Source organism: Xanthomonas campestris pv. campestris str. ATCC 33913 (assembly GCF_000007145.1).
In the GTDB taxonomy this organism is placed as follows: Bacteria; Pseudomonadota; Gammaproteobacteria; order Xanthomonadales; family Xanthomonadaceae; genus Xanthomonas; species Xanthomonas campestris.
Window position 1 is genome coordinate 3,876,230 of record NC_003902.1, and the last position, 25,591, is coordinate 3,901,820.

The 25,591-nt window shown below is 65.9% G+C and carries 18 protein-coding genes and 2 pseudogenes; 8 read left to right on the forward strand and 12 right to left on the reverse strand.

Annotated features, from left to right (window positions below):
- The first annotated feature begins 96 nt into the window (after nt 1–96).
- From rpiA to XCC_RS16950, 3 genes are all read left to right on the forward strand, one after another.
- On the forward strand, nt 97–744 hold the full coding sequence (gene rpiA / locus XCC_RS16940; protein ID WP_011038367.1) for a ribose-5-phosphate isomerase RpiA: 648 nt from the start codon (nt 97–99) through the stop codon (nt 742–744).
- A 132-nt stretch (nt 745–876) separates the two neighbouring features.
- Nucleotides 877–1,326 (forward strand): DUF192 domain-containing protein, encoded by a 450-nt coding sequence (locus tag XCC_RS16945; RefSeq protein WP_011038368.1) that lies wholly within the window; start codon nt 877–879, stop codon nt 1,324–1,326.
- A 40-nt stretch (nt 1,327–1,366) separates the two neighbouring features.
- Complete coding sequence (locus tag XCC_RS16950; RefSeq protein ID WP_011038369.1) at nt 1,367–2,248, forward strand: SirB1 family protein; 882 nt, start codon at nt 1,367–1,369, stop codon at nt 2,246–2,248.
- A 97-nt stretch (nt 2,249–2,345) separates the two neighbouring features.
- Here the strand turns inward: XCC_RS16950 and XCC_RS16955 are convergent, their stop codons facing one another.
- Nucleotides 2,346–2,585: a rubredoxin gene (locus XCC_RS16955; RefSeq protein WP_029216955.1), complete on the reverse strand. Its 240-nt coding sequence runs from the start codon at nt 2,583–2,585 to the stop codon at nt 2,346–2,348.
- A gap of 23 nt (nt 2,586–2,608) precedes the next feature.
- On the opposite strand from XCC_RS16955, the gene thiE reads away from it, so the two are divergent.
- Nucleotides 2,609–3,232, forward strand: coding sequence for a thiamine phosphate synthase (gene thiE / locus XCC_RS16960; protein WP_011038371.1), 624 nt, complete (start codon nt 2,609–2,611; stop codon nt 3,230–3,232).
- Nucleotides 3,233–4,008: 776 nt separating this feature from the next.
- Here the strand turns inward: thiE and XCC_RS16965 are convergent.
- Nucleotides 4,009–7,181, reverse strand: a pseudogene (locus XCC_RS16965) (TonB-dependent receptor plug domain-containing protein).
- 308 nt (nt 7,182–7,489) lie between these two features.
- On the opposite strand from XCC_RS16965, the gene hemL reads away from it, so the two are divergent.
- Complete coding sequence (hemL, locus tag XCC_RS16970) at nt 7,490–8,779, forward strand: glutamate-1-semialdehyde 2,1-aminomutase (RefSeq protein WP_011038374.1); 1,290 nt, start codon at nt 7,490–7,492, stop codon at nt 8,777–8,779.
- 228 nt (nt 8,780–9,007) lie between these two features.
- Nucleotides 9,008–11,773 carry a LuxR C-terminal-related transcriptional regulator gene (locus XCC_RS16975; RefSeq protein WP_011038375.1) on the forward strand — a complete coding sequence of 922 codons (2,766 nt, stop codon included), beginning with the start codon at nt 9,008–9,010 and terminating at the stop codon, nt 11,771–11,773.
- 69 nt (nt 11,774–11,842) lie between these two features.
- Here the strand turns inward: XCC_RS16975 and azu are convergent, their stop codons facing one another.
- The 6 genes from azu to XCC_RS17005 all read right to left on the reverse strand — a co-directional run bounded on the left by azu (nt 11,843) and on the right by XCC_RS17005 (nt 18,657).
- The gene (gene azu, locus XCC_RS16980; protein WP_011038376.1) at nt 11,843–12,292 is read right to left on the reverse strand and encodes an azurin; all 450 of its coding nucleotides are present in this window, start codon (nt 12,290–12,292) and stop codon (nt 11,843–11,845) included.
- A 162-nt stretch (nt 12,293–12,454) separates the two neighbouring features.
- A complete protein-coding gene (locus XCC_RS16985; protein ID WP_011038377.1) occupies nt 12,455–13,654 on the reverse strand; it encodes a pyridoxal phosphate-dependent aminotransferase in 1,200 nt (399 codons plus the stop codon).
- A 32-nt stretch (nt 13,655–13,686) separates the two neighbouring features.
- Nucleotides 13,687–14,190 (reverse strand): RidA family protein, encoded by a 504-nt coding sequence (locus XCC_RS16990; RefSeq protein WP_011038378.1) that lies wholly within the window; start codon nt 14,188–14,190, stop codon nt 13,687–13,689.
- 25 nt (nt 14,191–14,215) lie between these two features.
- Nucleotides 14,216–14,641, reverse strand: a complete 426-nt coding sequence (locus XCC_RS16995; RefSeq protein WP_011038379.1) for a c-type cytochrome — start codon at nt 14,639–14,641, stop codon at nt 14,216–14,218.
- Complete coding sequence (locus XCC_RS17000) at nt 14,638–16,245, reverse strand: NAD(P)/FAD-dependent oxidoreductase (RefSeq protein ID WP_019237307.1); 1,608 nt, start codon at nt 16,243–16,245, stop codon at nt 14,638–14,640. Before XCC_RS17000 ends, XCC_RS16995 begins: the two co-directional genes overlap by 4 nt.
- 132 nt (nt 16,246–16,377) lie before the next feature.
- Nucleotides 16,378–18,657 carry a TonB-dependent receptor gene (locus tag XCC_RS17005; RefSeq protein WP_029216954.1) on the reverse strand — a complete coding sequence of 760 codons (2,280 nt, stop codon included), beginning with the start codon at nt 18,655–18,657 and terminating at the stop codon, nt 16,378–16,380.
- Between the two features lie 293 nt (nt 18,658–18,950).
- Between XCC_RS17005 and XCC_RS17010 the strand changes: the two are divergent.
- Nucleotides 18,951–19,569, forward strand: a pseudogene (locus tag XCC_RS17010) (HAD-IA family hydrolase).
- A 385-nt stretch (nt 19,570–19,954) separates the two neighbouring features.
- Here XCC_RS17010 and XCC_RS17015 read toward each other — a convergent pair.
- Nucleotides 19,955–21,181 carry an acetylornithine transaminase gene (locus XCC_RS17015; protein WP_011038384.1) on the reverse strand — a complete coding sequence of 409 codons (1,227 nt, stop codon included), beginning with the start codon at nt 21,179–21,181 and terminating at the stop codon, nt 19,955–19,957.
- A 72-nt stretch (nt 21,182–21,253) separates the two neighbouring features.
- Here XCC_RS17015 and XCC_RS17020 point away from each other — a divergent pair, with 72 nt between their 5' ends.
- A complete protein-coding gene (locus XCC_RS17020; RefSeq protein ID WP_011038385.1) occupies nt 21,254–22,126 on the forward strand; it encodes an ion transporter in 873 nt (290 codons plus the stop codon).
- Nucleotides 22,127–22,352: 226 nt separating this feature from the next.
- Here XCC_RS17020 and XCC_RS17025 read toward each other — a convergent pair whose 3' ends face one another.
- From XCC_RS17025 to XCC_RS17035, 3 genes are all read right to left on the reverse strand, one after another.
- Nucleotides 22,353–23,300 (reverse strand): YiiG family protein, encoded by a 948-nt coding sequence (locus tag XCC_RS17025; RefSeq protein WP_043877714.1) that lies wholly within the window; start codon nt 23,298–23,300, stop codon nt 22,353–22,355.
- A gap of 632 nt (nt 23,301–23,932) precedes the next feature.
- Nucleotides 23,933–24,748 carry an SDR family oxidoreductase gene (locus tag XCC_RS17030; protein WP_011038387.1) on the reverse strand — a complete coding sequence of 272 codons (816 nt, stop codon included), beginning with the start codon at nt 24,746–24,748 and terminating at the stop codon, nt 23,933–23,935.
- 125 nt (nt 24,749–24,873) lie between these two features.
- On the reverse strand, nt 24,874–25,533 hold the full coding sequence (locus tag XCC_RS17035; protein ID WP_043877713.1) for a serine/threonine-protein kinase: 660 nt from the start codon (nt 25,531–25,533) through the stop codon (nt 24,874–24,876).
- Between the last annotated feature and the right edge of the window lie 58 nt (nt 25,534–25,591).

A 25,591-nucleotide genomic window follows, 5' to 3' on the forward strand; every position in this document is an offset into this window, starting at 1 on the left:
AGTAGAGATTCGGGATTTGAGATTTGCAAATCCCGGCTCAGCCCAGCCGCTCTTGCGATTCCCCAATCCCGATTCCCTAATCCCGAGCTCTTACCCATGTCCGAAGCAAAACGCCTGGCCGCCGAGAAGGCGATCGATTACGTGGAAGACGGCATGATCGTCGGGGTCGGCACCGGCTCGACGGTGGCGTATTTCATCGACGCACTCGGCCGCATCGGCCATCGCATCAAGGGTGCGGTGTCCAGCTCGGAACAGAGCACCGCGCGGCTGCGCCAGCACGGCATCGAGGTGCTGGACCTCAACCACACCGGCACGCTGTCGCTGTATGTGGATGGCGCCGACGAGTGCGACCCGAACCGCTGCCTGATCAAGGGCGGCGGCGCGGCGCTCACGCGCGAGAAGATCATTGCCGAAGCGAGCGAGCGCTTCATCTGCATCGTCGACCCGAGCAAGCAGGTGCCGGTGCTGGGCAACTTCCCGCTGCCGGTGGAGGTGATCCCGATGGCGCGCAGCCTGGTGGCCCGGCAGATCCTGGCGCTCACGGGCGGGCAGCCGGTCTGGCGTGACGGCGTGGTCACCGACAACGGCAACGTGGTGCTGGATGTGCACAACCTGCACATCACCGACCCGGTGGCGCTGGAGCGTAACTTGAATCAGATTCCCGGCGTGGTCTGCGTGGGTCTGTTCGCGCGCCGCCCGGCCGACGTGGTGATCGTCGGCGGCGAGACACCGCGCGTGCTGTAAGCACGCCCGCATGCGGCCGCAGCCTGGGCACACCACAGGCTGCGGCCACAGCCGTGCGATGGCCGAACCGGCTTGACGCACGCTGGCGCTTGGCAGAAGGTGCGCGCTCCCCCCTCCAGCGGTGCATCGCCCATGCGTGTTTTCCATCTGTTTGGCCTGGCCCTGTTGTTGGCGCTCAGCGGTTGCGCCAGTGCCGGCAGTTCCTGGGTGGAGCTGGCCGGCACCCGCTACAGCGTGGAGCTGGCGCAAAACGATGCCGACCGGGCGCAGGGGCTGATGTTTCGCGATGCCATGCCGGAAGACCACGGCATGCTGTTCATCCACGACAGCCAGACGCCGCAGGCGTACTGGATGAAGAACACCAAGATCGCGCTGGACATCCTGTATTTCGACAACCAGCGCCGGCTGGTGTCGCAACAGCGCGACGTGCCGCCGTGCTCGGCCGGCGATGCCTGCCCGCCCTACCCCAGCAAGCAACCGGCGCGCTACGTGCTCGAGCTCAACGCCGGCCAGGCCGCCAAGCTCGACCTGCGTGACGGGGCCGAGCTTACTTTCAGCCCGGATATTCCCAAGCTGAAGTGATTCACAGCGATGCGGTGTCTCCTGTCAGGAAGTGCCGGACTTGAACCCCGCGCCGCTTGCCGACACTCTTGTCGTCATGGTCGACATGCTCCCACTTCCCCATTGGACCGCGCTCGCCAGCCTGGACGACGACGCGGTGCCGCTGATGTCCACCGCGCTACTGATCGCGCGCGACGAGTATCCGCAGCTGGACGCCGAGCTGTATGACACGCTCGTGCAAAGCCATGTGGAGCACTTGCGACGCGAGGTCGACGCAATCGATCTGTGGCCGCTGAAGATGGCCGCGGTGAACCGCTACCTGTTCGACGAGCTGGGCTACTCGGGTAACCACGACGAGTACTACGACCCGCGCAACAGCTACCTCAACGAAGTGTTCGAGCGCCGGCTGGGCAACCCGATTTCGCTGGCGATGGTGCAGATCGAAGTCGCGCGCCGGCTGGGCATTCCGTTGGCCGGGGTGTCGTTCCCAGGGCACTTCCTGGTACGCCTGCCGGTAGACGACGGGGTGCTGGTGATGGATCCGTTCAACGGCGGCCGCCCGCTGGGCGTGGACGAGCTGCGTGAACGCGCGCGCCCGCATCTGGGCGGGGAAATCCCCGACGACCGCGCATTGGCGCAGATCCTGGACCCGGCGCCGCACCGGGCGATCCTGATCCGCATCCTGCGCAACCTGTATGGCGTCTACGCCGATGCCGAGCATTGGGACCGCGCCGCCCGCAGCGCCGACCGCATTCTCAAGCTGGTGCCGGACCAGCCCGAAGCGCTGCGCGATCGCGGCATGGCGTATCTGCACCTCGGGCACCGCAGCGGCGCCCGCCACGACCTGGCGCGTTACCTGCAGCTGCACCCCAGCGCGCAGGACGCCGCAAGCCTGCATGAGCACCTGGTTGAATTGAACAGCCAGCGCTCACGCGCGCACTAGGTACTCACTGCGCACTACGCACTGCTCAGCGCTGCAGGGCACCGCAGGCAGCATCAGGCCGGTTGCGCAGACGCCTTGCGGCGCTGCGCATGCAGGCTCAGTCGATCTCCACCATTTCGAAATCGTCCTTGGTCACGCCGCAGTCCGGGCAGGTCCAGCTGTCGGGCACGTCTTCCCAGCGGGTGCCCGGTGCGATGCCTTCTTCGGGAATGCCGTCGGCCTCGTGGTAGAGAAACCCGCAGACGACGCACATCCAGGTGCGGTAGGTGGTCGTGGATGTCTCGCTCATCGGATAATCGCGGTCACGCAACGGTGGGGCTGCATTGTCCCATCCCACCCACCGCTTTCGGAAGCGCTGCCATGCCGACCCTCCAAAACGCCCGCGGCGTCTACCTGATTACCCCCGACACCCGCGACACCGCGCAGTTGCTTGCGTGCACGTTGCCGCTGCTGCCGCACATCACCTGGTTGCAATACCGCAACAAGCAGGCCGATGCAGCACTGCGCCTGGCCCAGGCCACCGCACTGCGCGCGGCATGCACCGCGCATGGCGTGCCATTGATCATCAACGACGACGCGGCGCTTGCGCAGCAGGTGGGCGCGGACGGTGTGCACCTGGGTGAAGACGATGGCGAGGTGGCGGCAGCGCGCGCGTTGCTGGGTGCCTCGGCCATCATTGGGGTGTCGTGCTACGACGAGATCGAACGCGCGCGCGCAGCGGCGGCGGCCGGTGCGAACTATGTGGCCTTTGGGGCGTTCTTCCCCACCGCCACCAAGGTGACCACGCGCCGTGCCACGCCTGCATTGCTGCACGAGGCCGCTGCGTTGGGACTGCCACGTGTGGCGATCGGCGGCATCACGCCTTCGCAGGTGCCCGAGCTGGTGACCGCGGGCGCCGACTTGATTGCGGTGGTCAGCGGCGTGTATGCGGCGGCGGACCCGGTCGCCGCAGTGCAGGCGTATCGCGCAGGATTTACGCAGTAGCGCAACGAGTGTGAAGCGCTGAGATTTTTATCTCAGCGGTGTCATCTGTTTCAAGACAGCAAGATCTCTTTCGCCGCAGTGCTTGGCTTGAAACGCCAGATGCGTCGCGTGCGCGGTGCCCTCGCCGCTGGCGGGACACGCCGTAAATCCGTCCATGGAGGCTACGTAGCGGCATCCATGCCGCCACACAGTCCCGCAATCGGCAAGGACACCGCACCAGGACGTTGGTCGGTAGCCGGATCAAAAGCTGGCTGCCTCGCAAGTTGCGTAAGTTGCGCAGGCTTGCTGGCATGGTTCGCAGCACACGCTAGCTAACGAATTAAAAGCGCGTCATGCCCTGCTTGCAACCATGCATACCGTCCATCTCGACTGGTCCTTGCCCCGCCTACCGTCGCGGGACCTTACGCGGCATGGATGCCGCGTAAGAGGCTACATGGACGTACTTGCGCCGTGTCCCGCGATGGTAGGCGGGCAAGGGCCCTGCAGCCAAACCGCAGATCAACCGCTCTGCAAGTGATCTATCCGCATCATCCACCCCACTCGAGACAACCGAATGATCGAGTCGTCGCGTCGGATAGATGCAGGCAATAGCGCAGTGGGCCGAGGACGCGCTGCCTCGCCGACCCAGAACTTTGGTCATGACCCGGTAAAAAATTCACGCGCGTCGCGTGTCTTATTCAGACGATTGACGCTGGTCAGAGCCCATACCGCAAAAAAAAGCAGCGACGCGTGCCATTACGCGTCGCTGCTGGTTTTGCCTCCGTCGCCTAACGCAATTAGAAGTCGTAGCTCAGCGTCACCCGGCCCGAGCGCGGCGCCTGGTAGGCGACGACCTGGTCCCACAGGGGATTGGTGGTGTTGTCGGGCAACTGCGAGAACGGGTAGATGTTGGTCGCGGTCTGCTCGTTGGTGATGTTGAACACATCGAAGCGCAGCGCCAGCTTGCCGTCGGCGAAGGCCGGCTTGTAAGTCACGCCCATGTCGAGCTGGGCGATCCAGCCCAGGCGGCCCTGCGAGCCCGGCGGCGATGCACTGCCGGTGCCTGTTTCCGGGTTGTAGCAGTAGTGGTACGGCCCACCGGTGATCGCGCTGCCGCCGTAACCGGCCGGATCGCGACCGCTGTATTCGGTGCCGTAGTAATTGCCCAGGCAGTTGTGCGGTGCGCCCGAGATCAGGCTGAAGTTAGCCGACGCGCCCCATTGCGGAGTGAACTGATAGAAGCCGAACAGCTTCAACTGGTGGCGGTGATCGTTGGATTGATCGCCATTGAAGTGCTCCATCAGCGCTGCGTGGTCCCAGCTCTGCGTGGTCGAGACCGAGGCCTGGCCCTGGTAGCTGCCCAACGCGCCGCCGGTGCGCCACAGGTCCGAACGCACCTGGCCTTCGGTGGTGCCGTAGCTATGCGACCACACGTAGTTGACCTTGGCGTACCACTTGCCGTCGAACGGGCGCTCCAGGTTGAACTCCACGGCCGAATAGTTGCGCTTGAACTTCGGGAACCCGGCTGCTTCGCGGCTGACCGAGATTTCATGGAACTGGCCATCGGTGCCGATCACGCCCCACTTGTTGGTCTGGCCCGGGTTGATCAGCGAGGCGCCGGCCACCTGCGAGAAATCGATGGTCACGCCCTGTGCGGCGGCGGCGTCGATCAGCGCGGTGTTGGAGACGTCGTAGTTCTGGTCGTCGATGCCGGCATTGAGGTGGCGGTGCGTGCCGCGCACGCCGAACACCCAACCACTGTCCAGCTGCTTGGTCAGGCCCAGGATGATTTCGTCCTGGTTTTCGCCCTCGATGTCCTTGACCACGGCGGTGCGCACATCGGCGATGCGGCCGAAACGCGAATTGGCCGAGACCGCCGACCCCAGTTGCTGCGCCAGCACCGGCGTGCCATCGGCGTTGATGCCGCTGTAGGTGTAGTAGGTGTCGGTGGTGGTGGCCGGCGTGAACAGGCTCACCGCCGACAACGGCAGACCCAGGTAGTAACGGCCGATGTTGCCGAACACCTTCAGGCTGGAATCGCCGTTGACGTCCCAGCTGAAACCCAGCCGCGGCGCCCAGGCGTTGTCGACTTCGATATAGGGGTCGCCGAACGGGGTGTAGTTGGTGAACTCGTCCTTGCGCAGGCCCAGGCTCAGCAACAGGTTGTCGGTGACCTGCCACTTGTCTTCGATGTAGTAGGCGCGCTGCTTGGCCTCGTACGAATACAGGCTGGTGTTGATGTTGCGTACCACGTAATAGCCACTGGAACCGTTGACCGGATCCACCAGGCCGGGGCTGGGCGCGCCGATGCCGCCGGCTTCGTTGCCGATTGGCTGACCAGGCCGCCAGTCGCCAGGCCGTTCGGATCGTTGGTCTGCCCATAAGTCCACGCGTAGCCGGGGCCGGACAGTACCGAGCCGACGTCGATGCCTTCGGATTTTTGGTTGTCGATACCGAAGTTGAGCGTGTGGTGGCCCACGCGCCATTCCAGATTCAGGCGTTGGTTGTCTTTTTTGTCCTCGCGGTCGGGCGAGCTGACCGAGGTCACCAGCTGGTTGCCGATGCGCGGCGTGCCACCGGTGTAGGCCGGATTCTGCAGCGCGGCGCTATTGATCACCGGGCCGCCGGCCGGGTCGTAGTTGAAAGCGGTCAGCTCATCGGGCGTGCGCATCTTGCCGTACAGCGCGGTCACGGTGAGGTTGTCGCCGATATAGCCGGTGTACTTGCCGGTGAACAGCGTCGGACCGGTCTTCCAGGTGGATTCGTTGGTGAAGTAGCTGCCGCGTTCGCGCGCCAGATAGTCGTACCGATAGATGGCGCCGTTGGTTTCGGCTTCGTCGCTGGCACCGGTCACCTCGATCAGGTGGTTGTCGGTGATGTTCCAGTCCACCTTGGCGTACCAGCGCTTCTGCTTGTAGTCGTAGTCGGTCAGGCCGCCGGTGCGGCCGTTGTCCGAGTCGCGGTTGGTCGCGGTGCGGGTGCCGTCGGAATCCACCTGCTCGGCGGCCAGGAAGAAGAACAGCTTGTCCTGGATGATCGGGCCACCGACATAGGCGCTGTAGGTGGTCTGGTTGGCTTCGGCTTCGCTGGAGGGCTGGTACAGGCCGTTGGCTGCACGCGCATAACGGTATGCGGCATTGTTGACGGTGCCGGCCTGTGCATCCGGGCGCCAATAGATGTCGCGCTGGTTGGTGCGCAGGCCGTTGGGTTCCCAGATCACCGCGGCGCCGAACTTCCACTCGTTGGTGCCGCGCTTGCCGATCTGGTTGATCACGCCGCCGTTGGAGCGGCCGAACTGCGCGCCGTAGCCGCCGGTGAAGATTTCCTGCTGGTCGATGGCGCCGTAAGGCAGGGTCAGGCCGCCCAGGTTGTTGCTGATGGCGGTGGTGTTGAAGCCGTTGAGGTAATAGGCGTTCTCGCTGGCGGCCGAGCCACCGAAGCTGGGCAGCGAGCCGCCGAGCGGGCCGTTGTCGAAGCCGCCGCTGTTGACCACCACACCCGGCGCCAGCAGCGCGATCGCTTCGGCGGTGCGCCCCAGCGGCAGCTGCGCCAGCTGTTCGGAAGTGACCACGGTGCGGGTGTCCACGCTGCTGACGTCGATGGTGGCCAGGCTGGCGGCGTTGACGGTGACGCTATCCAGCGTCTGCACGCCGCTCCCCGCGGCAGCAAACGACACATCGGTATTGGCGCCCACCGTGATGCCCACGTTCTCGCGCGTTTCCACCACCGCGCCATCGCGCTTGACGGTGACCTTGTAGGTGCCCAGCGGCAGGTTGCCGGCGGCGTAGCGGCCGCGCGCGTCTACCGGCACTTCGCGGCTGAAGCCGCTGTTGTTTTCGACCAGTACGGTGGTGCCGACACCTTCGCCGACACTGCCGACGATGCTGCCGGTGGTGGACTGCGCTTGCGCGGCGCCCAGTGCAACGAGCAGTGCCACTGCCAAGGCACGTCTCTGGATACTACGGTTCATGCTCTCTCCCCGGGGTCTGAAACGGTCGCAAGGCGACCACGTGGCAACGCCGGACGCGGCGTTGCCAGAAACACTGTGTGAAGACGTGGACCGCTCGCCAATGACCTGCCGCCATCAGCTCATGCCCAAACGTCGCGGCCGCTGTCGCATTCGATAATAGGCAGCGCACCTGCCCGGAAATTTGGCCGCAACGGGTAGGGATGGCCTTGGTGGGTAGGCGGCGGGCGGCCGAAGCCTGACAATGGCCGGCGCGTCGCCCCGCTCCGGGTGCCGACGCCCCCACCGGCACCACTCAAGGATCTGCGCTCATGAACCACTCCCGCTCCCACGCCCTGTTTTCCCAGGCGCAGAACCTGATGCCCGGCGGCGTCAACTCGCCGGTGCGTGCGTTCAAGTCGGTGGGCGGCGAGCCGTTCTTCGTCGCGCGTGCCGACGGCGCGTACCTGTTCGACGTGGATGGCAACCGCTATATCGACTACGTGGGTTCGTGGGGGCCGATGATTGCCGGCCACAACCACCCGGCCGTGCGCGAAGCGGTGGAACGCGCCATCCGCGATGGCCTGTCGTTCGGCGCGCCCTGCGAGGCCGAGGTGACCATGGCCGAAACCATCACCCGGCTGGTGCCATCCTGCGAAATGGTGCGGATGGTCAATTCCGGCACCGAAGCCACGCTGTCGGCGATCCGCCTGGCACGCGGCGCCACCGGGCGCAACCGCATCGTCAAGTTCGAGGGCTGCTACCACGGCCACGGCGACTCGTTCCTGGTCAAGGCCGGCAGCGGCATGCTGACCCTGGGTGTGCCCACCTCGCCAGGCGTGCCGGCAGGCCTGAGCGAGCTCACCGCCACGCTCAGCTTCAATGATTTCGAAGGCGCCACCGCGTTGTTCGACGAGATCGGCGCCGAAGTGGCGGCGGTGATCATCGAGCCGGTGGTCGGCAATGCCAACTGCATTCCGCCGCAGGCCGGCTATCTGCAGCACCTGCGCACGCTGTGCACCCGCCACGGCGCGCTGCTGATCTTCGACGAAGTGATGACCGGCTTCCGCGTGGCGCTGGGCGGCGCGCAGGCGCACTACGGCGTGACCCCGGACCTGACCACCTTCGGCAAGATCATCGGCGGCGGCATGCCGGTGGGCGCCTACGGCGGCGGCCGCGACCTGATGGAACAGATCTCCCCGGCCGGCCCGATCTACCAGGCCGGCACTTTGTCTGGCAACCCGGTGGCAATGGCCGCGGGCCTGGCGATGCTGCAACTGGTGCAGGAACCGGGCTTCCACGCCCGCCTCAGCGAGACCACCAGCCTGCTGTGCGAAGGCCTGGAAGACGCCGCCCGCGCCGCCGGGGTAGCGGTGACCACCAACCAGGTGGGCGGCATGTTCGGGCTGTTCTTCACCGACCAGATCGTGGAGAACTACGCCCAGGCCACCGCCTGCGACGTAACCACCTTCAACCGCTTCTTCCACGCGATGCTGCAGCAGGGCGTGTACCTGGCGCCATCGGCCTACGAGGCGGGCTTCGTATCCAGCGCCCACGACGAGGCCGTCATCGAGGCCACCCTGGCCGCCGCACGCGAAGCCTTTGCCGACGTCATGCGCTGAGCTCATGCGCGCGGCTGTGACCTGGTCCCACCTTTGCTTTTGTCTTGTGGCTGTCATACCTTGCTGACAGGTGCCAAGGGATGGGCATGGGTGGGGACCCACGAAGCAGCGCAGTGCAGCCGATCTCACCGTTCGCGGTGATTCCGGCGCCGTCGCCGCTGCTTCATCGTGTTGCGCGGCGTGTCGGTTGGCACGCGGCCAACGCTTTGCCACGGCCGCCCTCGCCTCATGCTCAAGCCTGTTGCGTTGCTCACCCCGCGCCCGTCACCGTCGCGCGACCTCCCCCTTCCCGATTGGCTGCTCGCCAGCAAGCTGGAGCCGCCGTTGCCGCGTGTCGGCGCGGTTGTGCGTGGCGGCCTGCTGGCCGTGCTGGATCAGGCGCAGGCGCGGCCGCTGACCCTGCTGCTGGCACCGCCCGGCTTCGGCAAGAGCACGCTGCTGACGCAGTGGCATGCGCAGCTGCTGGCGCGCGAGCCGGTCGCCGTGGCATGGCTGTCGCTGGATGAAGAAGACGCCGAGCCCGCGCGCTTTCTCGGCCATCTCGCGCTTGCCCTGCAAGGCGCCGGTGCGGACCCTGCCCTGTGCGCGCCAGCCCTGCACGGCCGCGACCACGATCCGCGCGACGCACTCAATGCGCTGATCCGCGCCCTGCGCGCGGCACCGCGCCGCATCAGCGTGATCCTGGACGACTACGACCGCCCCGGCGGCAGCGCGATCGACGAGCTGGTGTTGCGGCTGATCGAACACGCTGGTGGCCGCCTGCACCTGCTGTTGTCCACCCGCCGCGTCCCTGGCCTGCCACTGGCGCGGCTGGAATTGCAGGCCCAGCTCACGCGCGTCGGCAGCGGCGAACTGGCGCTGGACGAGGACGAAGCACAGGCGCTGCTGGGTGCGCAGGTGGCGGCCCCGGTGGTGGACGAACTACGCCGCTATACCGAAGGCTGGCCGGTCGCCCTGCATCTGGCCCGGCTGTGGCTGGAAGGCGGCGCACAACGCCAGCAGGAAGTGGCCACGCGGTTTTCCGGGCGCAACGCACAGATTGCTGCGTATCTGGCCGAACAGGTGGTCAACGACCTGGATGCGGACACGCGCGACCTGTTGCTGCGCACCAGCCCGCTGGAGCGGGTCAACGCGGCGCTGGCCGATGCGGTACGCCAGCGCGACGACAGTGGCCGGCTGTTGGCCGGGCTGGAACATTTCCATGGCTTGCTGATCCCGCTGGATGGCGAGCGCGAATGGTTCCGTTACCACCCGTTGTTCGCAGATTTCCTGCAGCAGTTGCTCGATCGCGAACATCCCGCCGGCGCGCTGCAGATTCACCAGCGTGCCGCGCGCTGGTTCGGCGAACACCAGTACCTGTCCGACGCGGTCCGTCACGCCTCGCGCGGCGAATGCGGCGACCTGGCCGCCAGCTACGTGGCACGCGCCGGCACCTGGCAGTTGCTGCTCACCCATGGCACCCATCAGGTGCGCGCGCTGCTGCGCCACTTCGACCACCGCACCATCCGCGACACGCCTGCGTTGAATCTCACCCAGGCGCATCTGCACATGAAGCTGGGCGAGTTCAGTCATGCCCGTCTGCTGCTGGAGCGCTTTCGCGATTTTCCCGCCGCGCTGCGCGAGCCGTTGCAACGCGACTACACCGTGGTGGTGGCAGCACTGCGCGAGCGGCTGGATGAAATCTGCGGCAACCCGCATGGCCTGACCCAGATCGCGGGCCAGGCGGCCGCGCTGGACGAAGACGACCATCTTGGCCGCGGCATGCTGCTGTGCATCTGCGCCGCCACCGCACTCGCGCAAGGTGGCTTCGCGCTGGCCGAGCGCTATGCGCATGGCGGGCGCGAGGCCATGGGACGCGGCGGCAGCGAGCTCGGCACCGGTCATGCACTGCTGGTGCTGGGGCAGAGTTTTTTCTATCGCGGCCGGCTGGGCGATGCCGAGGCGTGCTATCAGCACGCACTCAACGGCTGCCTGCGTGCGCCGCAGCCAGACCGCGTCCTGCAGGCCACCGCACACTGCCTGCTGGCGCAATTGCATTACGAACGCGGGCACCACGACGATGCCGCCGACCTGCTGCATCCGGCGCTGGACATCCTGGAGCAGCACGACGGCAGCACCGACGTGCTGGCCGCCGGCTACGACACCGCGCTGGGGCTGGAGCGCCTGCGCGATCACAGTGGCCGCAGCGCGGCCGCTTTGCTGGAACACGTGGAGCAGATTGCACACGGGCGCAAGCTCGCGCGCCTGTCCGAACTGGCCGCCGCCTGGCGCTTGATGGTGATGCTGGAGCACCCGGGCAACGCCGCCATCGATGTGCTGATTGCACGCACCGGCGGCGAATCCGGGCTGGCGCATACCCTGCGCTCGCCGCACCGCTGGCGCGACCGAGCAGCGATGGGGTTCGCGCTAGCGCGCTGGCATCGCCTGGCCGGCCGCAGCAGCGCGGCGCTGACCATCCTGGGCCAGATCGAACAGGCCTGCCTTGCCAGCGACAACCTCTGCCACCTGGCACGCACCCGCGCACGCATCGCCCTGGTACTGCAACAGCGTGGTGAACTGGCTGCGGCATTGCCGTATCTGTACAGCGCGCTGGACCACGTTGCGCTGACCCGCAGCTGGCAAGCCATTGCAGAACTGGGGCTGCCGGCAAAAGCGATGCTGCGCTCGCTACGCCAGCACGACCCGCAGACCGTGGCCGGCACCACCCGCGCGCTCACCATCCAGGCCTTGCTGGACAGGCTCAGTGGCGACGACGATCCGGCCAACGATCTGTTTAGCGAACGCGAACTGGAAGTGCTTGCGCAACTGGCGCGCGGCTATTCCAACAAGCAGATCGCACGCTGCCTGCACCTGTCGGAAAACACCGTCAAATTTCACTTGAAGAACGTGTACCGCAAGCTCGATGCACGCAGCCGCGAAGGTGCACTGGCGCAGGCCTTGCAGCGCGGCTTGTTGCGCGAGATGGACCCACCAACAGGGCCAACCACACTCTGAGTTCAGCCGCGCATCACAGCCGTGGCTGGATGCGCGACAGGCGTAGAGCGATGCAGCGCGTGCGCTGCATCACCCGAAGCGCAGCGTACCCTTCATCATGGCCCAGTGGCCGGGGAACGAGCAGAAAAACGTATACGCGCCACCCTTGCTCAACTTGCTGGTCGGGAAGGTCACCGTGGCGGTTTCGCCAGCGCCGATCACCTTGGTGTGCGCGATCACGCGCGGGTCGGCCTTGGGCAGGTAGCTGTCGGCGATGGTGGAGCGCACGCCGGCGTTGGCCACGGCCTGGAAATCGTCGCTCTTGGTCAGCACCCAGTTGTGCCCCATCACCGTGGCGGCAAGTTTGCCGGAGTGCTTGAGCGTCACGGCGACTTCGGTGCAATCGGGAGCGATCGTGATCGCGCTCTGGTCGAATTTCATCTGGTCGGTACCGGTGATGGTCACCGCACAGGTCTTCGCCCACGCTGATGGTGCCAATGACACCAGCGCAAGCACGGCAATGGTCGAAAGCAGCTTCAAGGACACACTCCTGCAAAAAGGGTTGCGCGCTGCCCGGCCACGTAGATGCCGGTGCCGGATGCCTGACGCGGCGCGCATGCGTCGGCGCCGTCAGAGTACCGCGAGCAGGCACGCGGCAGGCAACCCCTGCCCGATGTTTTTTGTCGCACGCGGCGCCCTGCGCTAGGCGTAGCGGAAGAAGGCATCCATCGGCGTCTGTACGCTTGCGGTGGCGTCGGGCAGCGGCAACGGGCCACGTTTGCCGGCCATGACCTGCACGAAGGCCTGCTTGAAGCGCGCCATCTCCTCGGGCGTGCCCACCGTGATCCGCGACCAGGTGGGCCACACCGGCCAGCTGCGGCCGATAAATACACCGAAGGTGGCCATGGCGTCCTTGAAGCCGGCCGCAGGCTGTTTTACATCGACCATGAAGCAGTTGCTTTCCGAAGCGGTGCAGGCATAGCCCTGCTTGGTGAGGAAGTCGATGACATCGGCGCGGGTGGCCGCAGTGCGTGCGCGCCGTTGCGGCACCAGCGTGGCATCGCGCAGGCTGGCCAGGCCCGCCGCGGCCGCGGTCACCGGCAGGCTGTTGACGCTGTAGAACATCAGCTTGGCCAGCAGGTCCGGGCGTGCTGCCGCATAGCCCAGGCGGATGCCGGCCATGCCGTAGAGCTTGGAGAAGGTGCGCAGTACCACCACGTCTTCTCCCGCGGCCACCATGTCCACCACGCTGCGGGTGCTCTGCGCGAAATGGATGTAGGCCTCGTCCACCACCAAAATGCTGTCCTTGGGCTTGTGCGCCAGCGCGTAGTCCAGATCCTTGCGTGCGGTCACTGAGCCAGTGGGATTATTGGGATTGCAGATGTAGATCACGCCAGCGTTGGCATCGGCTGCGCACATCGCCTGCACGTCGTGCGAGAAGTCCTTGCGCAACGGCACCTTGACCAGCTTGGCGCCATTGCGGGACGCAGCGCGCCAGCCGGATTCGTAGGTGGGGTCGGCGCTGACCAGCGCGGCACTGGGCGAGGTGAAGGCCAGCATCGTGTAGTCCAGCGGCTCGGTAGAACCGGCATAGGCCATCAGGTGGTTCACCGGCAGCTTGAGCTCAGCGGCCAGGGTGGTCATCAGTTCCATCTGCAGCTCACGCAGATATCGCCCACCCTGCGGCGCAATCTGGGTGATTGCCTTGATCGCCGCAGCACACGGGCCATCGGGAAACTCGTTGGAGCCGATCATCACCGGCGCCATTGCGCCCGCTGCGGCAGGCGCGATGGCGGCCGAGCGTTCGGCGGCGCTGGCCAGCAGCGGCAGGGCGCCCCCGGCGGCACCGGCAAACAGGGCGGAATCACGCAGGAACCTGCGGCGCGACAGAGCGGTATGCATGGTGAACCTCCAGCAAGATGACGAAGACGAACTCAAGGACGCACGGCAACCACTTCGATCTCTACCCGGTACAACGGGTTGCCCAGCGCGGCGATCTGAAACGCCGAGCGCGCCGGCAGATTGGGTTGCTCCTTGGTGCCGAAATACTGCCGGTAGCCCTCCATGAATCCGTTGAAATCCATCTTGCCGTCCATGGCCGGATCGCCGACCAGGAACACCTGCATCTTCACCACATCGCCCATCCCCAGGCCCAGCGATTCCAGCTGCTGCTTGATCTGCGCAAGCACGCTGATGGTCTGCGCATTGGTATCGCCGTAGGCGGCGGCCGAGCCCTTCGGCGCTGTGGTATCCACCACCGCCGGCACCTTGCCGCTGACATACACGGTGGCCTTGCCGGCCGGTACCTCCACGGCCGCGGCAATCGGGAAATCGCTATTGGGAATCTTGTGGCGGATCACCTCGGCGGCCTGTGCGGCGGCAACACTTCCACACCACAGCACGGCGGCGGTGGCGGCAATCACGGCGGGACGGAACATGGCAACTCCTTGCATGAGGAAACGGTCAGTGGCGCAGCAGTTTGACGTCGTCGACAGTAACCACTTCGGCGTGGTCATTACCGAAATGAGTTCGCACATAGCTCACCACTTCGGCCACCTGGCGGTCGGTGAGCATGTCACCGAAACCCGGCATGCCGGCGTGGCCGTCGAGCACCATCATGGTGACGTACGGCGCGGCGGCGAGTTTGGGGTTGCCGGCCAGCGCCGGATATTCGCCCGCCCCCTGCACCCCAGTGCCGCTGGGCATGTGACAGCCCTGGCACACGGCCTGGTAGACATGCTGGCCGGAGGCGGTGGCAAAGCCTTTCTGCGGATACAGCGCGGTGGCATCGGAACTCTGCGCCTGTGCATCGTGCAGGCCAGGCGGCAGCAGCAATGCACCGATGCACAGCACCGCTGCCGCAGCGAACACACGGGGGAACAGCGTCATGCGCGAGCTCCTTGGGCAAGCACCTTGCGATGCAGGCGGCCGACCACGTCGTGCGCGGACAAGATCGCGCCCTCCTGCCAGGCCGGGATGTAAGACACGTGCTCGCCGGCCAGCGCCAGGCGGCCATCGATCTGGCACAGCGGCGCGTAATGCTCGGCGCGCGCGGCCTCGCTCCACATGCCAAAGCACCCATGCGTAAACGGCACACGATGCCAGCCCACTGCAATGCCGGTTTCGAATTCGCGTGGATATTGCGGATGCAATTGCGTGCCGTATTCGACCGCCTTGCGCACACGCTGCTCCGGGGACATCGAGGTGAACTGGTAGGCGTCCAAACCCCAGACGTAGGCGCCCAGCAACACACCCTTGCCGGGGCTGTGATAGCCGGTACTGGGATAGCTGATCAGCGTGATCGGCAGATCCGTGTAGCTGATGCCGCCGTAGATCACCTCGTCCTCTTCCCAGAAGCGGCGCTTGAACTGCAGCCCCACCTTCACCGACGCCGCATACGGCACCTTGCCGATCGCCGTGGTCATCGCATCGCTGGCAGTGGCCGGGATGCGGCTCAAGACCGAGAGGGGGATCGTGCAGATGCACCAGTCGGCACTGGCCACCTGTTCGGCGCCACCGCGCGCGGCATCCTGCCAGGACACGCGCACGCCGCTGCCGTCCTGATCAATCCTGGTGACCTTGGCGTTATAGGTGATGGCATTGCCGAGCTGGCGGGCAAACGCCTTGCCGATCTGGTCCATGCCGCCCACCGGCTGGAACATGGTGGTCTGCATTTCGTAGTTGTTACCAGCCGCCAGCGTGGTCCACAGCCGTGACCGCAGCACGTCCTGCACGCTGAAGGGATCGGAAAACTCCGGTTTGCCGGACAAACCGCCACCCGGGTAGCGCGCAAAGCCGCGGCGCTCGCTGCTGTCCTTGCCCTTGACGTAGCCAAAGCGTTTGTCGAGCGCGCCCCAGGTGCGCAGCGATTCGAGCAGGATCTGCTGATCCTCAGTGCTCACCAGGCTGTCCAGTGCGTGTTGCTGGGTGCACTTGGCCAGCAGTTCGGAGACATGGCCCTTGTAGTCCGCATCGATGGCGCGGAAGCGCTGCGGCTTGCCATCGAAGCCGTGCTGGCTGTGCAGCAAGGCGTTGTAGTTGACCTGATTGAATGCCTCCAGCGCCACGCCGAACTGCTTGCAGTAACTCAGCACCGCGCGGTGGTGATGCGGGATGCGCCACGGACCGGGATTGAGGTAATGGCCCTCATCGAACTGGCAGTGCTGCGCCGCGCCACCGAGTTCGGTGTAACGGTCGCCGCCGCGCAGTGTCCAGTTCCGGCCGCCCGGGCGGTCGTTGTATTCCAGCACCTGTACGCGGTACCCCGCCTTGCGCAATTCGAACGCCGCCGTCATGCCCGCCAGGCCGGCACCGAGAATCAGCACCGATGCCCCCTTGGCGTCGCCATCGAGTTGCAGCGGCCCGGTAAAGGTGGATTCGGCCGCCATGCCCAGGCTGCTCATCGCCTGATACATCATCGCGCCGCCCGCGGTCATGCCGATCCGTGCCAGCAGCTGCCGGCGTGTCATTGCCCCAGTGTGTTTGCCTTGCATCAACGCGTGTACCCCTGCATGTCATGGACCGGACCCGACCAACTACCGTGCGCTGTGCCTGCGGCAACCGCGCGCACCCTGCAGCGCCACTCACACACGCGGCCGGCAACACGGCCGGCCGCGTTGGCGCCGTCAAAATTTGTACGAAAGACTCGCAAACACCTGCCGCGGTGCAATCAGCTGATACGAGCCGGAACTTTCATTCGGGAACACCGCGCCGATCGCGTCGTCCTTGTCGAACAGGTTGTAGACCGACAGTTGCAGCCGGCCGCCGGCCAGAAACCCGTCACTGCCGCCCTGATAGCCGACACTGCCATTGACAATGAAGGTGGCATCCACCTGATCGGTATTGAGCGTGTCGCCGTAGCGCTTGCCGGTATATTTGGTATCCAGGTTGGCGAAGAAGTTCTCGCCCTCCCAGCCGCCATTGACGCTGAACATCACCTTCGGCGAATCCGGCACCTCGTTGCCTTCCACCTGCACCAGGCTGCCGCTGACCGGTCCGAAATAGTTGTCCTGGAATTCGGATTTGTTCCAGGTCAGCGAGGCACCCAGCCGCCAGCCCGGCGCCGGCTTCCACATGCCGGAGACTTCTGCGCCATAGGTCTGCACGTCGCCGACGTTGGCATACACCGTGGGCGCCACCACCAACGGGTCCGGGTCGGTCAACGCGATGATGCGGTTTTCGTAATCGATCTTGTAGGCGGCGATGTAACCGCTCCACTGGCTGGATTCGGCGCGAATGCCGATGTCGATATTGGTGGATTCTTCCGGTGCGATATCCGGATTGAACGCGCCCGAGGTCAGTGCCAGCCGCGGTGCGGAGCTGAAGTTCTCCGCATAGTTGGCGAACACCTGCACGCCATCGGCCAGCTGGAAACTGGCACCCACCTGCGGCTGGAACCAGTCGCTGTTCTTGATGGTGACATCGCGACGCACGCCGACATTGAAATCGTCGAGATTAGCGATGCCGTTGTAGTCGCGTTTGACATCCAGCCCCTTGGCGCCGAGTTCCAGCGTGAGCCGGTCATCGAGCAGGCGCAGTGTGTCCTTGATGTAGAGCTGCTTCACTTCGGTGGAGAAGTGGTTGTCGTAGTAGATGACGATCGGCAAGGCGCTTTTCAGCAACGCACCGGTGGCCGGGTCCAGGTTGTACAGCGGGCGCACCTGATCGAAATCGTAGTTCTCATACCAGGCACCGACTTCGAGTTTGTTGTGCTCGGTTTCCCACGACACCGCGGTGGTCGCGCCATAGCGGTCGCCGCCCATGATTTCCTCGCGCCGGGTCATCGCACCAACGCGGGTCACGTTGCCGGCGGCATCCACAATCTGTGGGTCGTTGATGGCGATATCGGTGCGCCCTGGCGTGCCGGCGATGGCGTCGTTGTACAGGCCCGTCGCCGTGCTCGGCGGAGTTCCGCCAACGCCATAGCCGTGCTTGTTCTCGTAGTAGCCGGTGAAGGTGAAGCCGATCGCATCGTTGAACAGGAAATCGCCGTGCAGGCTGAGCAAGGAATCGCGGCGGCCGTTCTGCCACTCGCTGTAGTGCTCGGCGTCCACTTCGGGATTGCCGGTGATGCGTTCGTGCAGGTCCCACGACACCGAGCCATCGGAGTTGTACGACTGCACGTCGTAGTCCTTGCGGTTGTTGTAGATCCAGCCCAGCGTCAGGCTGCCCGCGTCCCAGGCCTGGCGGATCTTGGCTTCGAAGTGATCGCTCTTCTGCGTGGCCGGCTCCATGTCCCACACCCCGCCCTGCGTGCGCGAGGCCGAGACGTAGGCACTCGGGCCACCGTCCCACCACTGCGGCGTATCCAGCCGCACGAAGCTGCGCACCAGATCGTCCGAGCCAATGGTCTGGGTGAGGTTGCCACTCCAGGTATCGCCGCCCTTCGGTGGCAGGCTGGTGTAGCGGATCGCCCCGCCGAGAGCGTGGTAAGAGGGCTGGGTGACATCGCCCGAGCCAGCAGATACGGTGACATCGAGCAGGTTTTCGCTGGACACATAGCGGGTGATCGGCCCGCCTTCGCGGGTGTCGAAGGTTTCGATCGGAATCCCATCCAGGGTCACGCCGATCTGGTTGGCAGAAAACCCGCGGATGGTCATCGAATCACCGAACTCGTACAGACCGAACGGGTCGGTGGTCTGCACATTCACGCCCGGCAGGCTGGCCAGCAATTGCTGCGGGGCCACACCGGGCACCTGCGCCTGGATTTCCGCCACGGAGATGGACGCGGTGGTGCGGGTGGAGCCGGTGCCCACCACACTGACGGCATCGAGCGTGCGTGCTTCCTGTGCAATCGCTGGCAGGCTGGAAGCACCCAGTAACAGTGCCATGGAGGCCGCGGCAGGGCGGCGGGTGAGCGTGGTGAGAGCGGCGGCGACCGAGGTCGCCAGATGGTCGGTCTTCAAGCGCTTGCGCATGCAATCCACCCCTGGAGTCGTGTGACGTGCTGGATGACCGGGAGCTCCCCAACCCGGTTGACACCGCGCTGTGCGGTACAGCTCGACCATACCCAGCACTACCGCAGCGCATGCCGCGCGCGGAGGGTAGGGGCGGCGCAGGTGGGTAGGCTGCTATCGAATTCAACTAGATGAAGCTGGAATGTGCCTACCCGTGTGCGGGGAGGTGCGCTGCGGTGGTGATGACTTGCCAGCGCATGCACGGATCGACGACGCTGCTGCGTTGCACATCGAACACGGCCATGCCCGCTCCGCGTCCCTCCCTGTTATTGCTCGATTTCGATGGCGTGCTCGCCAGCTATGCGCGGCCCAAACGCATGGCGGCGCTGGCTGCGATGGCCAAGTGCACGCCGGCGCAGGTGCACGCCGTGTTGTTCGCGCAGGGGCTGGAGCGCAGCTACGACAGCGGCGACATCGATACGCCCACGTACTTGGCCCGTTTGAGCGATGCAGTAGGCCAGCGCATCGATCCTGCGGCCTGGGTGGCGGCACGCGTGGCCGCCTGCCGCGCCGATACATCGGTGTTGGCGCAGGTGCTTGCCGTGTCTGCACACACCCCGGTCGCCGTGCTCACGAACAACGGCCCGCTGATGGTCAGAGGCGATCGAGCAGATCGTGCCGGCGCTGTTCCCGCTGCTGCGCGGCCGGGTGCTGTGCAGCGGTGCCCTGGGCGGCCGCAAGCCCGATGCACGCGTCTATGCACGCGCACTCGCGCAGCTGGGCGCACGCGCTGCACACACGCTGTTTGTGGATGATTTGTTCGTCAACGTGCGCGGCGCACGCGCGGCCGGCCTGGAAGCGGACACTGTGCGTGATGCACGCGGACTGCGCCGGGTGTTGAAGCGGTATGGGCTGGCGTAGGCGCGGTTGGTGTATCTCTGCGTCATCGTGCTACCTAGCGCTTCTGAATGTGTCTGCTAGGCCGCGTCGCAACTTGCCCAGACACGCTGCAGCTTTCCCACTCACTGCAACCAGAGCTGATCGCCGCAAACCGATCGCAGCGGCAGCGGCCAGTCATTGCGCCGCATCGGTTTTGACATCAGCCGCCAGAACAGATGCATGACGGATTGCACATACGACGCGGTGCAATCAACAGGCACCGCCTCAGCTGCTGCTGAGGGCTCGCATCTAGATAACTCTCTCGCACCGCGATAAAAACGCGAGCCAGTACCCCACGCTGGCCGGCGCGGTGCCGGCCACGATGGTGCAGAACGCGCAGTCGCTGCTGTCAGTGCTGTCAGTGCTGTCAGTGCTGCGCAACGTACGCGGCGATCGCCAGGCGCAGGCGTGCCAACCCGTCGGCCAGCTCGGCATCGGTGAGATTCAACGCCGGCACAAAGCGCAGCACGTCCGGGCCGGCCTGCAGCAACAGCAGGCCGTGCGCGGCCGCCAGGTCCAGGATCGCGCCCGCCTGGCCGGCATGCGCCGGTGCCAGCACCGCGCCCAGCATCAGGCCACGTCCACGGATCTGCGCAAACACACCGAACTCGGCATTCAGCGCTTCCAGGCCAGCGCGCAAGGCGGCCGACTGACGCGCCACATTCTCGGCAATCTGCGGCGAGGCCAGCTTGCGCAACGCGACCCGCGCCACCGCCGCCGCCAGCGGATTGCCGCCGAAGGTGGTGCCGTGCGCGCCGAACTGCATGGTCTCGGCCACTTTCGGCCCGGCCAGCATCGCGCCGATCGGGAAGCCGCCACCCAGCGCCTTGGCCAGGGTGACGATGTCCGGGGTGACCTGCTCCTGCCAATGCGCGAACAGGCTGCCGGTGCGGCCCATGCCGCACTGGATCTCGTCCAGCACCAGCAGTGCGTCGTGCTGGTCGCACAGCGCGCGCACGCGCGCCAAAAAGCCCGGTGCGGCCGGCATCACCCCGCCCTCGCCCTGGATCGGCTCCAGCATCACCGCCGCCACATCGCCGCTGGCCATGGCGCTTTCCAGCGCCGGCACATCGTTGAAATCCACGTAGCGGAATCCGCCCGGCAACGGTTCGTAGCCTTCCTGGTATTTGGGCTGCGCGGTGGCGGTGACCGAGGCCAGCGTGCGGCCGTGGAAACTGCCGCGGAAGGTGACGATCACCCGCTTGTCGGCCGGCCGGCCCTGGCTGCTGGCCCACTTGCGCACCAGCTTGATCGCCGCCTCGTTGGCCTCGGTGCCGGAGTTGCACAGGAACACCTTCTGCGCAAAGCGCGAGGCAGTGACCAGTTCTTCGGCCAGCTTCAGCGGCGGCGCGCTGAAGAACACGTTGCTGGTGTGCCACAGCTTGCCGGCCTGCTCGGTGAGCGCGGCCATCAGGTCCGGATCGTTGTGCCCCAGCCCGCTGACCGCGATGCCGGAGGACAGATCCAGATATTCGCGGCCCTGGTCGTCCCACACGCGACTGCCCTGGCCACGCTCCAGCACCACCTGGCGCGGGCGGTACACCGGCAGGTAGTAATGCGCGAGGGACAGGGGCGAATCGGCAGCGGTGCTCATGATGGCGGGGTCGCGGAAGCGGAGGGAGACCGGCATTCTCGCGCATTCGCCAGCCTGCGGCACAATGCACGCATGCGACCGCTTTCCGATCCCCAGCTCAATCCCGCCACCACCGACGGTTGGCGTCGCCAGTGGTTCGACATCATCTACCGCCACGACACCCGCCCGTCGCGCAATTTCGACCTGCTGCTGGTGGTCACCATCCTCACCAGCGTGGTGGTGATCATGATCGACAGCGTGCCGCGCATCCACGCGCAGTCCGCGCACTGGCTGGTGCCGCTGGAGTGGGCGTTTACGGTGGTGTTCACCATCGAATACGCGCTGCGCCTGGCAGTAGTACGGCGCCCGCCGCGCTATGCGCTGAGCATCTGGGGCGTGATCGACCTGCTCTCGATCCTGCCCAGCTACCTGTCGTTCTTCGTGCCCGGCGCGCAGACGCTGCTGGTGGTGCGCGTGCTGCGCATCCTGCGGCTGTTCCGCATCCTCAAGCTCACCCGCTACGTGGAAGAAAGCGGCCAGTTGCTCGATGCGCTGTGGCGCAGCCGGCGCAAGGTGCTGGTGTTCCTGTTCACGGTACTCACCATCACCGTGATCGCCGGCGCCACGATGTATGTGATTGAAGGCCCGCAGCACGGCTTCACCAGCATCCCGACCAGCATGTACTGGGCCATCGTCACCATGGCCACGGTGGGCTTTGGCGACCTCGTTCCGCAGACCACGCTCGGCCGCTTCGTGACCTCGGCGCTGATCCTGATCGGCTACAGCATCATCGCCGTGCCGACCGGCATCTACACCGCCGAACTGGCCAGCAATCTGCGGCGCAAGGACGACGCCCAGCACCACGATGCGCGCGGCTGCCCGGCCTGCGGGCTGGAAGGCCACGAGCCCGACGCACGGTTCTGCCGGCAATGTGCCGGGCCACTCCCTGCTGCGTTCACTCACTGAGGCAAACGCGCACGCGGTGAGGTGTGCCGTCGCGTGCGGCGACATCTGCGTGCGCGCGCCTGCTGTACTGGCGGCAGCGTGTGCTGTTCCTCCAGCGCAATTGCCGCGCCACTTCCTGTGAGGAAGCGCGGCTAGGCCGTCATACATGACGGCCGCTGTCAGGCAAAGTGGACATGCCTGTAACAAGAAGAACGCGCCCATTTCATCAGGCGCGTCCTCGCCCAACTTAGCGCGTCATGCGGTTGCTCATGTCGATCAGGTCGTTGTAACTCGCCAGCAGCGCCTGCCGCGTGCCGGCCGGCGGCAGCGAGCTGTTGCTCTCCAGCAACATCTGGTCGCTGCGGCTCAACGGCTCGTTGTTGCGCACGCGTTCGATGCGGCGCGCCGCCACGCTGACCAGCTTGTCGGCGGAGCGTTCCATATGGCCCCACATCGGGTCGCCGTCGCCGATCTTGGCCTTCTGCGCCTCTTCCAGGATGCCCTGGTAACTGGTCAGCTGCGTTTGCGCGGCGGCCAGGTCCGGCGTGTCGCTATTGAGCGTGGTCACCAGTTGCTTGCCTTCGCCGATGATCTTCAGGTGGTACCAGGCGGCGCTGCGGCCTTCGTCCTTTTCAATTGCATCGAGCTGCTGCTTGCGGCGCTGGTCTTCGTTGCGCTCCAGCGCTGCGTCCATGGCCTCGCCAGCCTCGAAGAACGCGCTATAGGCCTGCATCAGCGGTGCGTGTAGCGATTGCATACCTTTGGCGTCGTCACGCCGATAGTCCTCGCGGTCGTAATAACGCGCGGCTTCTTCGATGCGCTCGTTGAGCGCGGTGAAGCGCTGCTGGTAGGTCTTGGCCGCCGGATCCAGCTGCACGTTGGCCGGCTGCTGCGCCAGCGCGGCGGTCATTGGCGCGCCGCAGGCTTCGACCCGATGCGACAACACCGTGCCCGGGCCGCGGATCTGCGATTCCTTGCCAGTCGGGCCCGCCTCCGGGTCTTTCATCCAGCCAATGTATTGCTGGTAGCTCTCGTGCAGTGGCTGCTCCACCGCGTTGAAACACGCGATGTAGGCATTGATCTTGTCGGCGCCTTCCACGGCAGCGGCGGCGGTGTCGCCCTTGTGGCAACCGGCGAGCAGTGCGGCAAATGCAATTGCCGTGGCGAGTGGCGCAAGGCGGGAATGCTGGGTCATGAGGGCTCCATGGGGTTGGTGTAGGAATGCGCGATGCGACGGCCGCAGTGGGCGGACGTAGCGTCCCCACCGATGAGCCGTGATTGGATGGCGGTGCATGCTTCATGGCGTGCACGCGTTTAGCGCGAGCATGTGGATTGCCGGTGCGGCAGTGCCATGCGCGCCCGACCGGTGGGTTGCCGAAAGGGGAGCGCTGAAAATTCGCTGCAGGCCCAGGCTGCCGAGCGCATGCCGGTCCACCGGTAGTCAGGGCCGACGCGGCCAAAAGGTAAACGCCAGCGTCCTTGATGGGCCGACCGCGGCGAGATCTGCCGTGAATGTGTGCAGTCAACTGAGGCATCCCGTCCGCGCGCACGTCTCGCGCAGCAGCTCGGCGCGCCGCAGCCTTACCGGAGAATGCACCGGCTGCGTCAGCTACAACCGTGCGCTCGCAAACGCAACGGTGCTGCGTTGCGCTACCGAACGGAGAGACCATCGGGCGGACCTGCCGCTGCACTGTCTGCGCCGCAGCCATGACGCCCACGGACACCTCAACGACGGCTCCTTTCCCACGCACGCACACCGGCACACATCCTTGTTGAAAACGATTTCAGCCGCGCACGATAGCAAACGCGGCCGTGAACCCGCCGTGGTCACTCCAGAAACAGATCCGGTAGCAGCGCACGCTGCGGGTCCACGGCGTAGCCGGAAAGATCGGTAATGCCGGCCTGTGCCAGCACTTCGTCATCGATCAGGAACTGACCATGAAACCCGGCCGCCTCTCGCGTCAGCACCGCATGCGCGGCATCGGCCATGATCTCGGGCCGGCGGCAGGCGGCCGCGTCCACGCCGGGGAGCATGTTGATCGCATCGGTGGCAATCACCGTGCGCGGCCATAGTGCGTTGATGGCCACGCCCTGCGGCCCGAACTCGGCGGCCAGCCCCAGGGTGACCAGGCTCATCCCCATCTTGGCCAGCGTGTAGCCGGTATGCGCGCCCCACCATGCCGGATTCAACGACGGCGGCGGCGCCAGCGTGAGGATGTGCGGGTTGGGTGCCTGCAACAGATGCGGCAGACACGCCTGCGCGCAGACGAAGCTGCCGCGCGCGTTCACCTGTTGCATCAGGTCGAAGCGCTTCATCGGCGTGTCCAGGGTCCCGCGCAACCAGATCGCGCTGGCGTTGTTGACCAGGATGTCGATGCCGCCAAAGGTGTCCACGGTTGCGGCCACCGCCGCGCGCACCTGGTCTTCTTCGCGGATGTCGCACTTGAGCGCCAGCCCCTGCCCACCCGCCGCGTTGACCGCCGCCGCCGCACTGTGGATGGTGCCCGGCAACTTGGGATTGGCCACCGCCGACTTGGCCGCAATGGCCACGTTCGCGCCATCGCGCGCCGCACGCAACGCAATCGCCAGGCCAATCCCGCGCGAAGCACCGGTGATGAACAGGGTTTTGCCGGATAACGTCATGGGATTAGGGAGTCGAGAATCGGGAATGGCAAGAGCTTAGCGCCTCGGCCCTGTGCGCAAGTCATCATCAGAGCCCACGCTCTGCCATGCCCATTCCCGATTCCCCACTCTCGATTCCCAGCCCCTCAGGGCTTGGGCCCCTGCCCTTCGTTGTCTTCCCAGTGCAGCACGCGGCGGGTCACGAAGCGATAGACCGGCTTGCCGGTGGCGAACCATAGCTCGCGGATCCAGGAGCGGCGCTTGAGCACGCGGCGCTCCACCGGTGTGATGGCCGCCGGGCAGTACATGCGCTTGTGCTTGAGCAGGTGGCGTAGGTCCTCGCGTGCAAGCAGACGCATCCAGCGCGCGCGCGGCGGGCCACGCACCGCCAGCTGAAAATCGATCACTGCCGGGCGGCCATCGTCCTGCACCAGCCAATTGGCTTCCTTGGCCAGATCGTTGTGGGCCACCCCGCGCCGATGCAGTTGCTGCAACAGGCGGCGGGCGGCGCGGAAATACGCCAGGTCGCCACGCGGCGGGCGTTGGTACATCGCATCGCCGGCCAGATAGCTGCGATCCAGTTGGCGGCCGTTCCAGCCCAGCAGCCGTGGCGTGCGCGCCATTCCGTCCAGTTGCCGCAAGGCCAGTGCCTCGCGCCGCGCCAGCCACCAGGCCACGCCGCGCAGCAGCCAGGGCGCAGCGCTCAGATCGCGACGCACGAACATGCGCTCGCCCTCGCGCACCAGCAGGATGCGGCCGAAAGTGTCGGACTTGAGTGGCAGCTCGCCGGAAGGGTCTGGATGCATCCCCCATTGTAGGCGGCGCTCGCAGCATCACAGCGACGCCCTCGCACCTGCGCGCAGC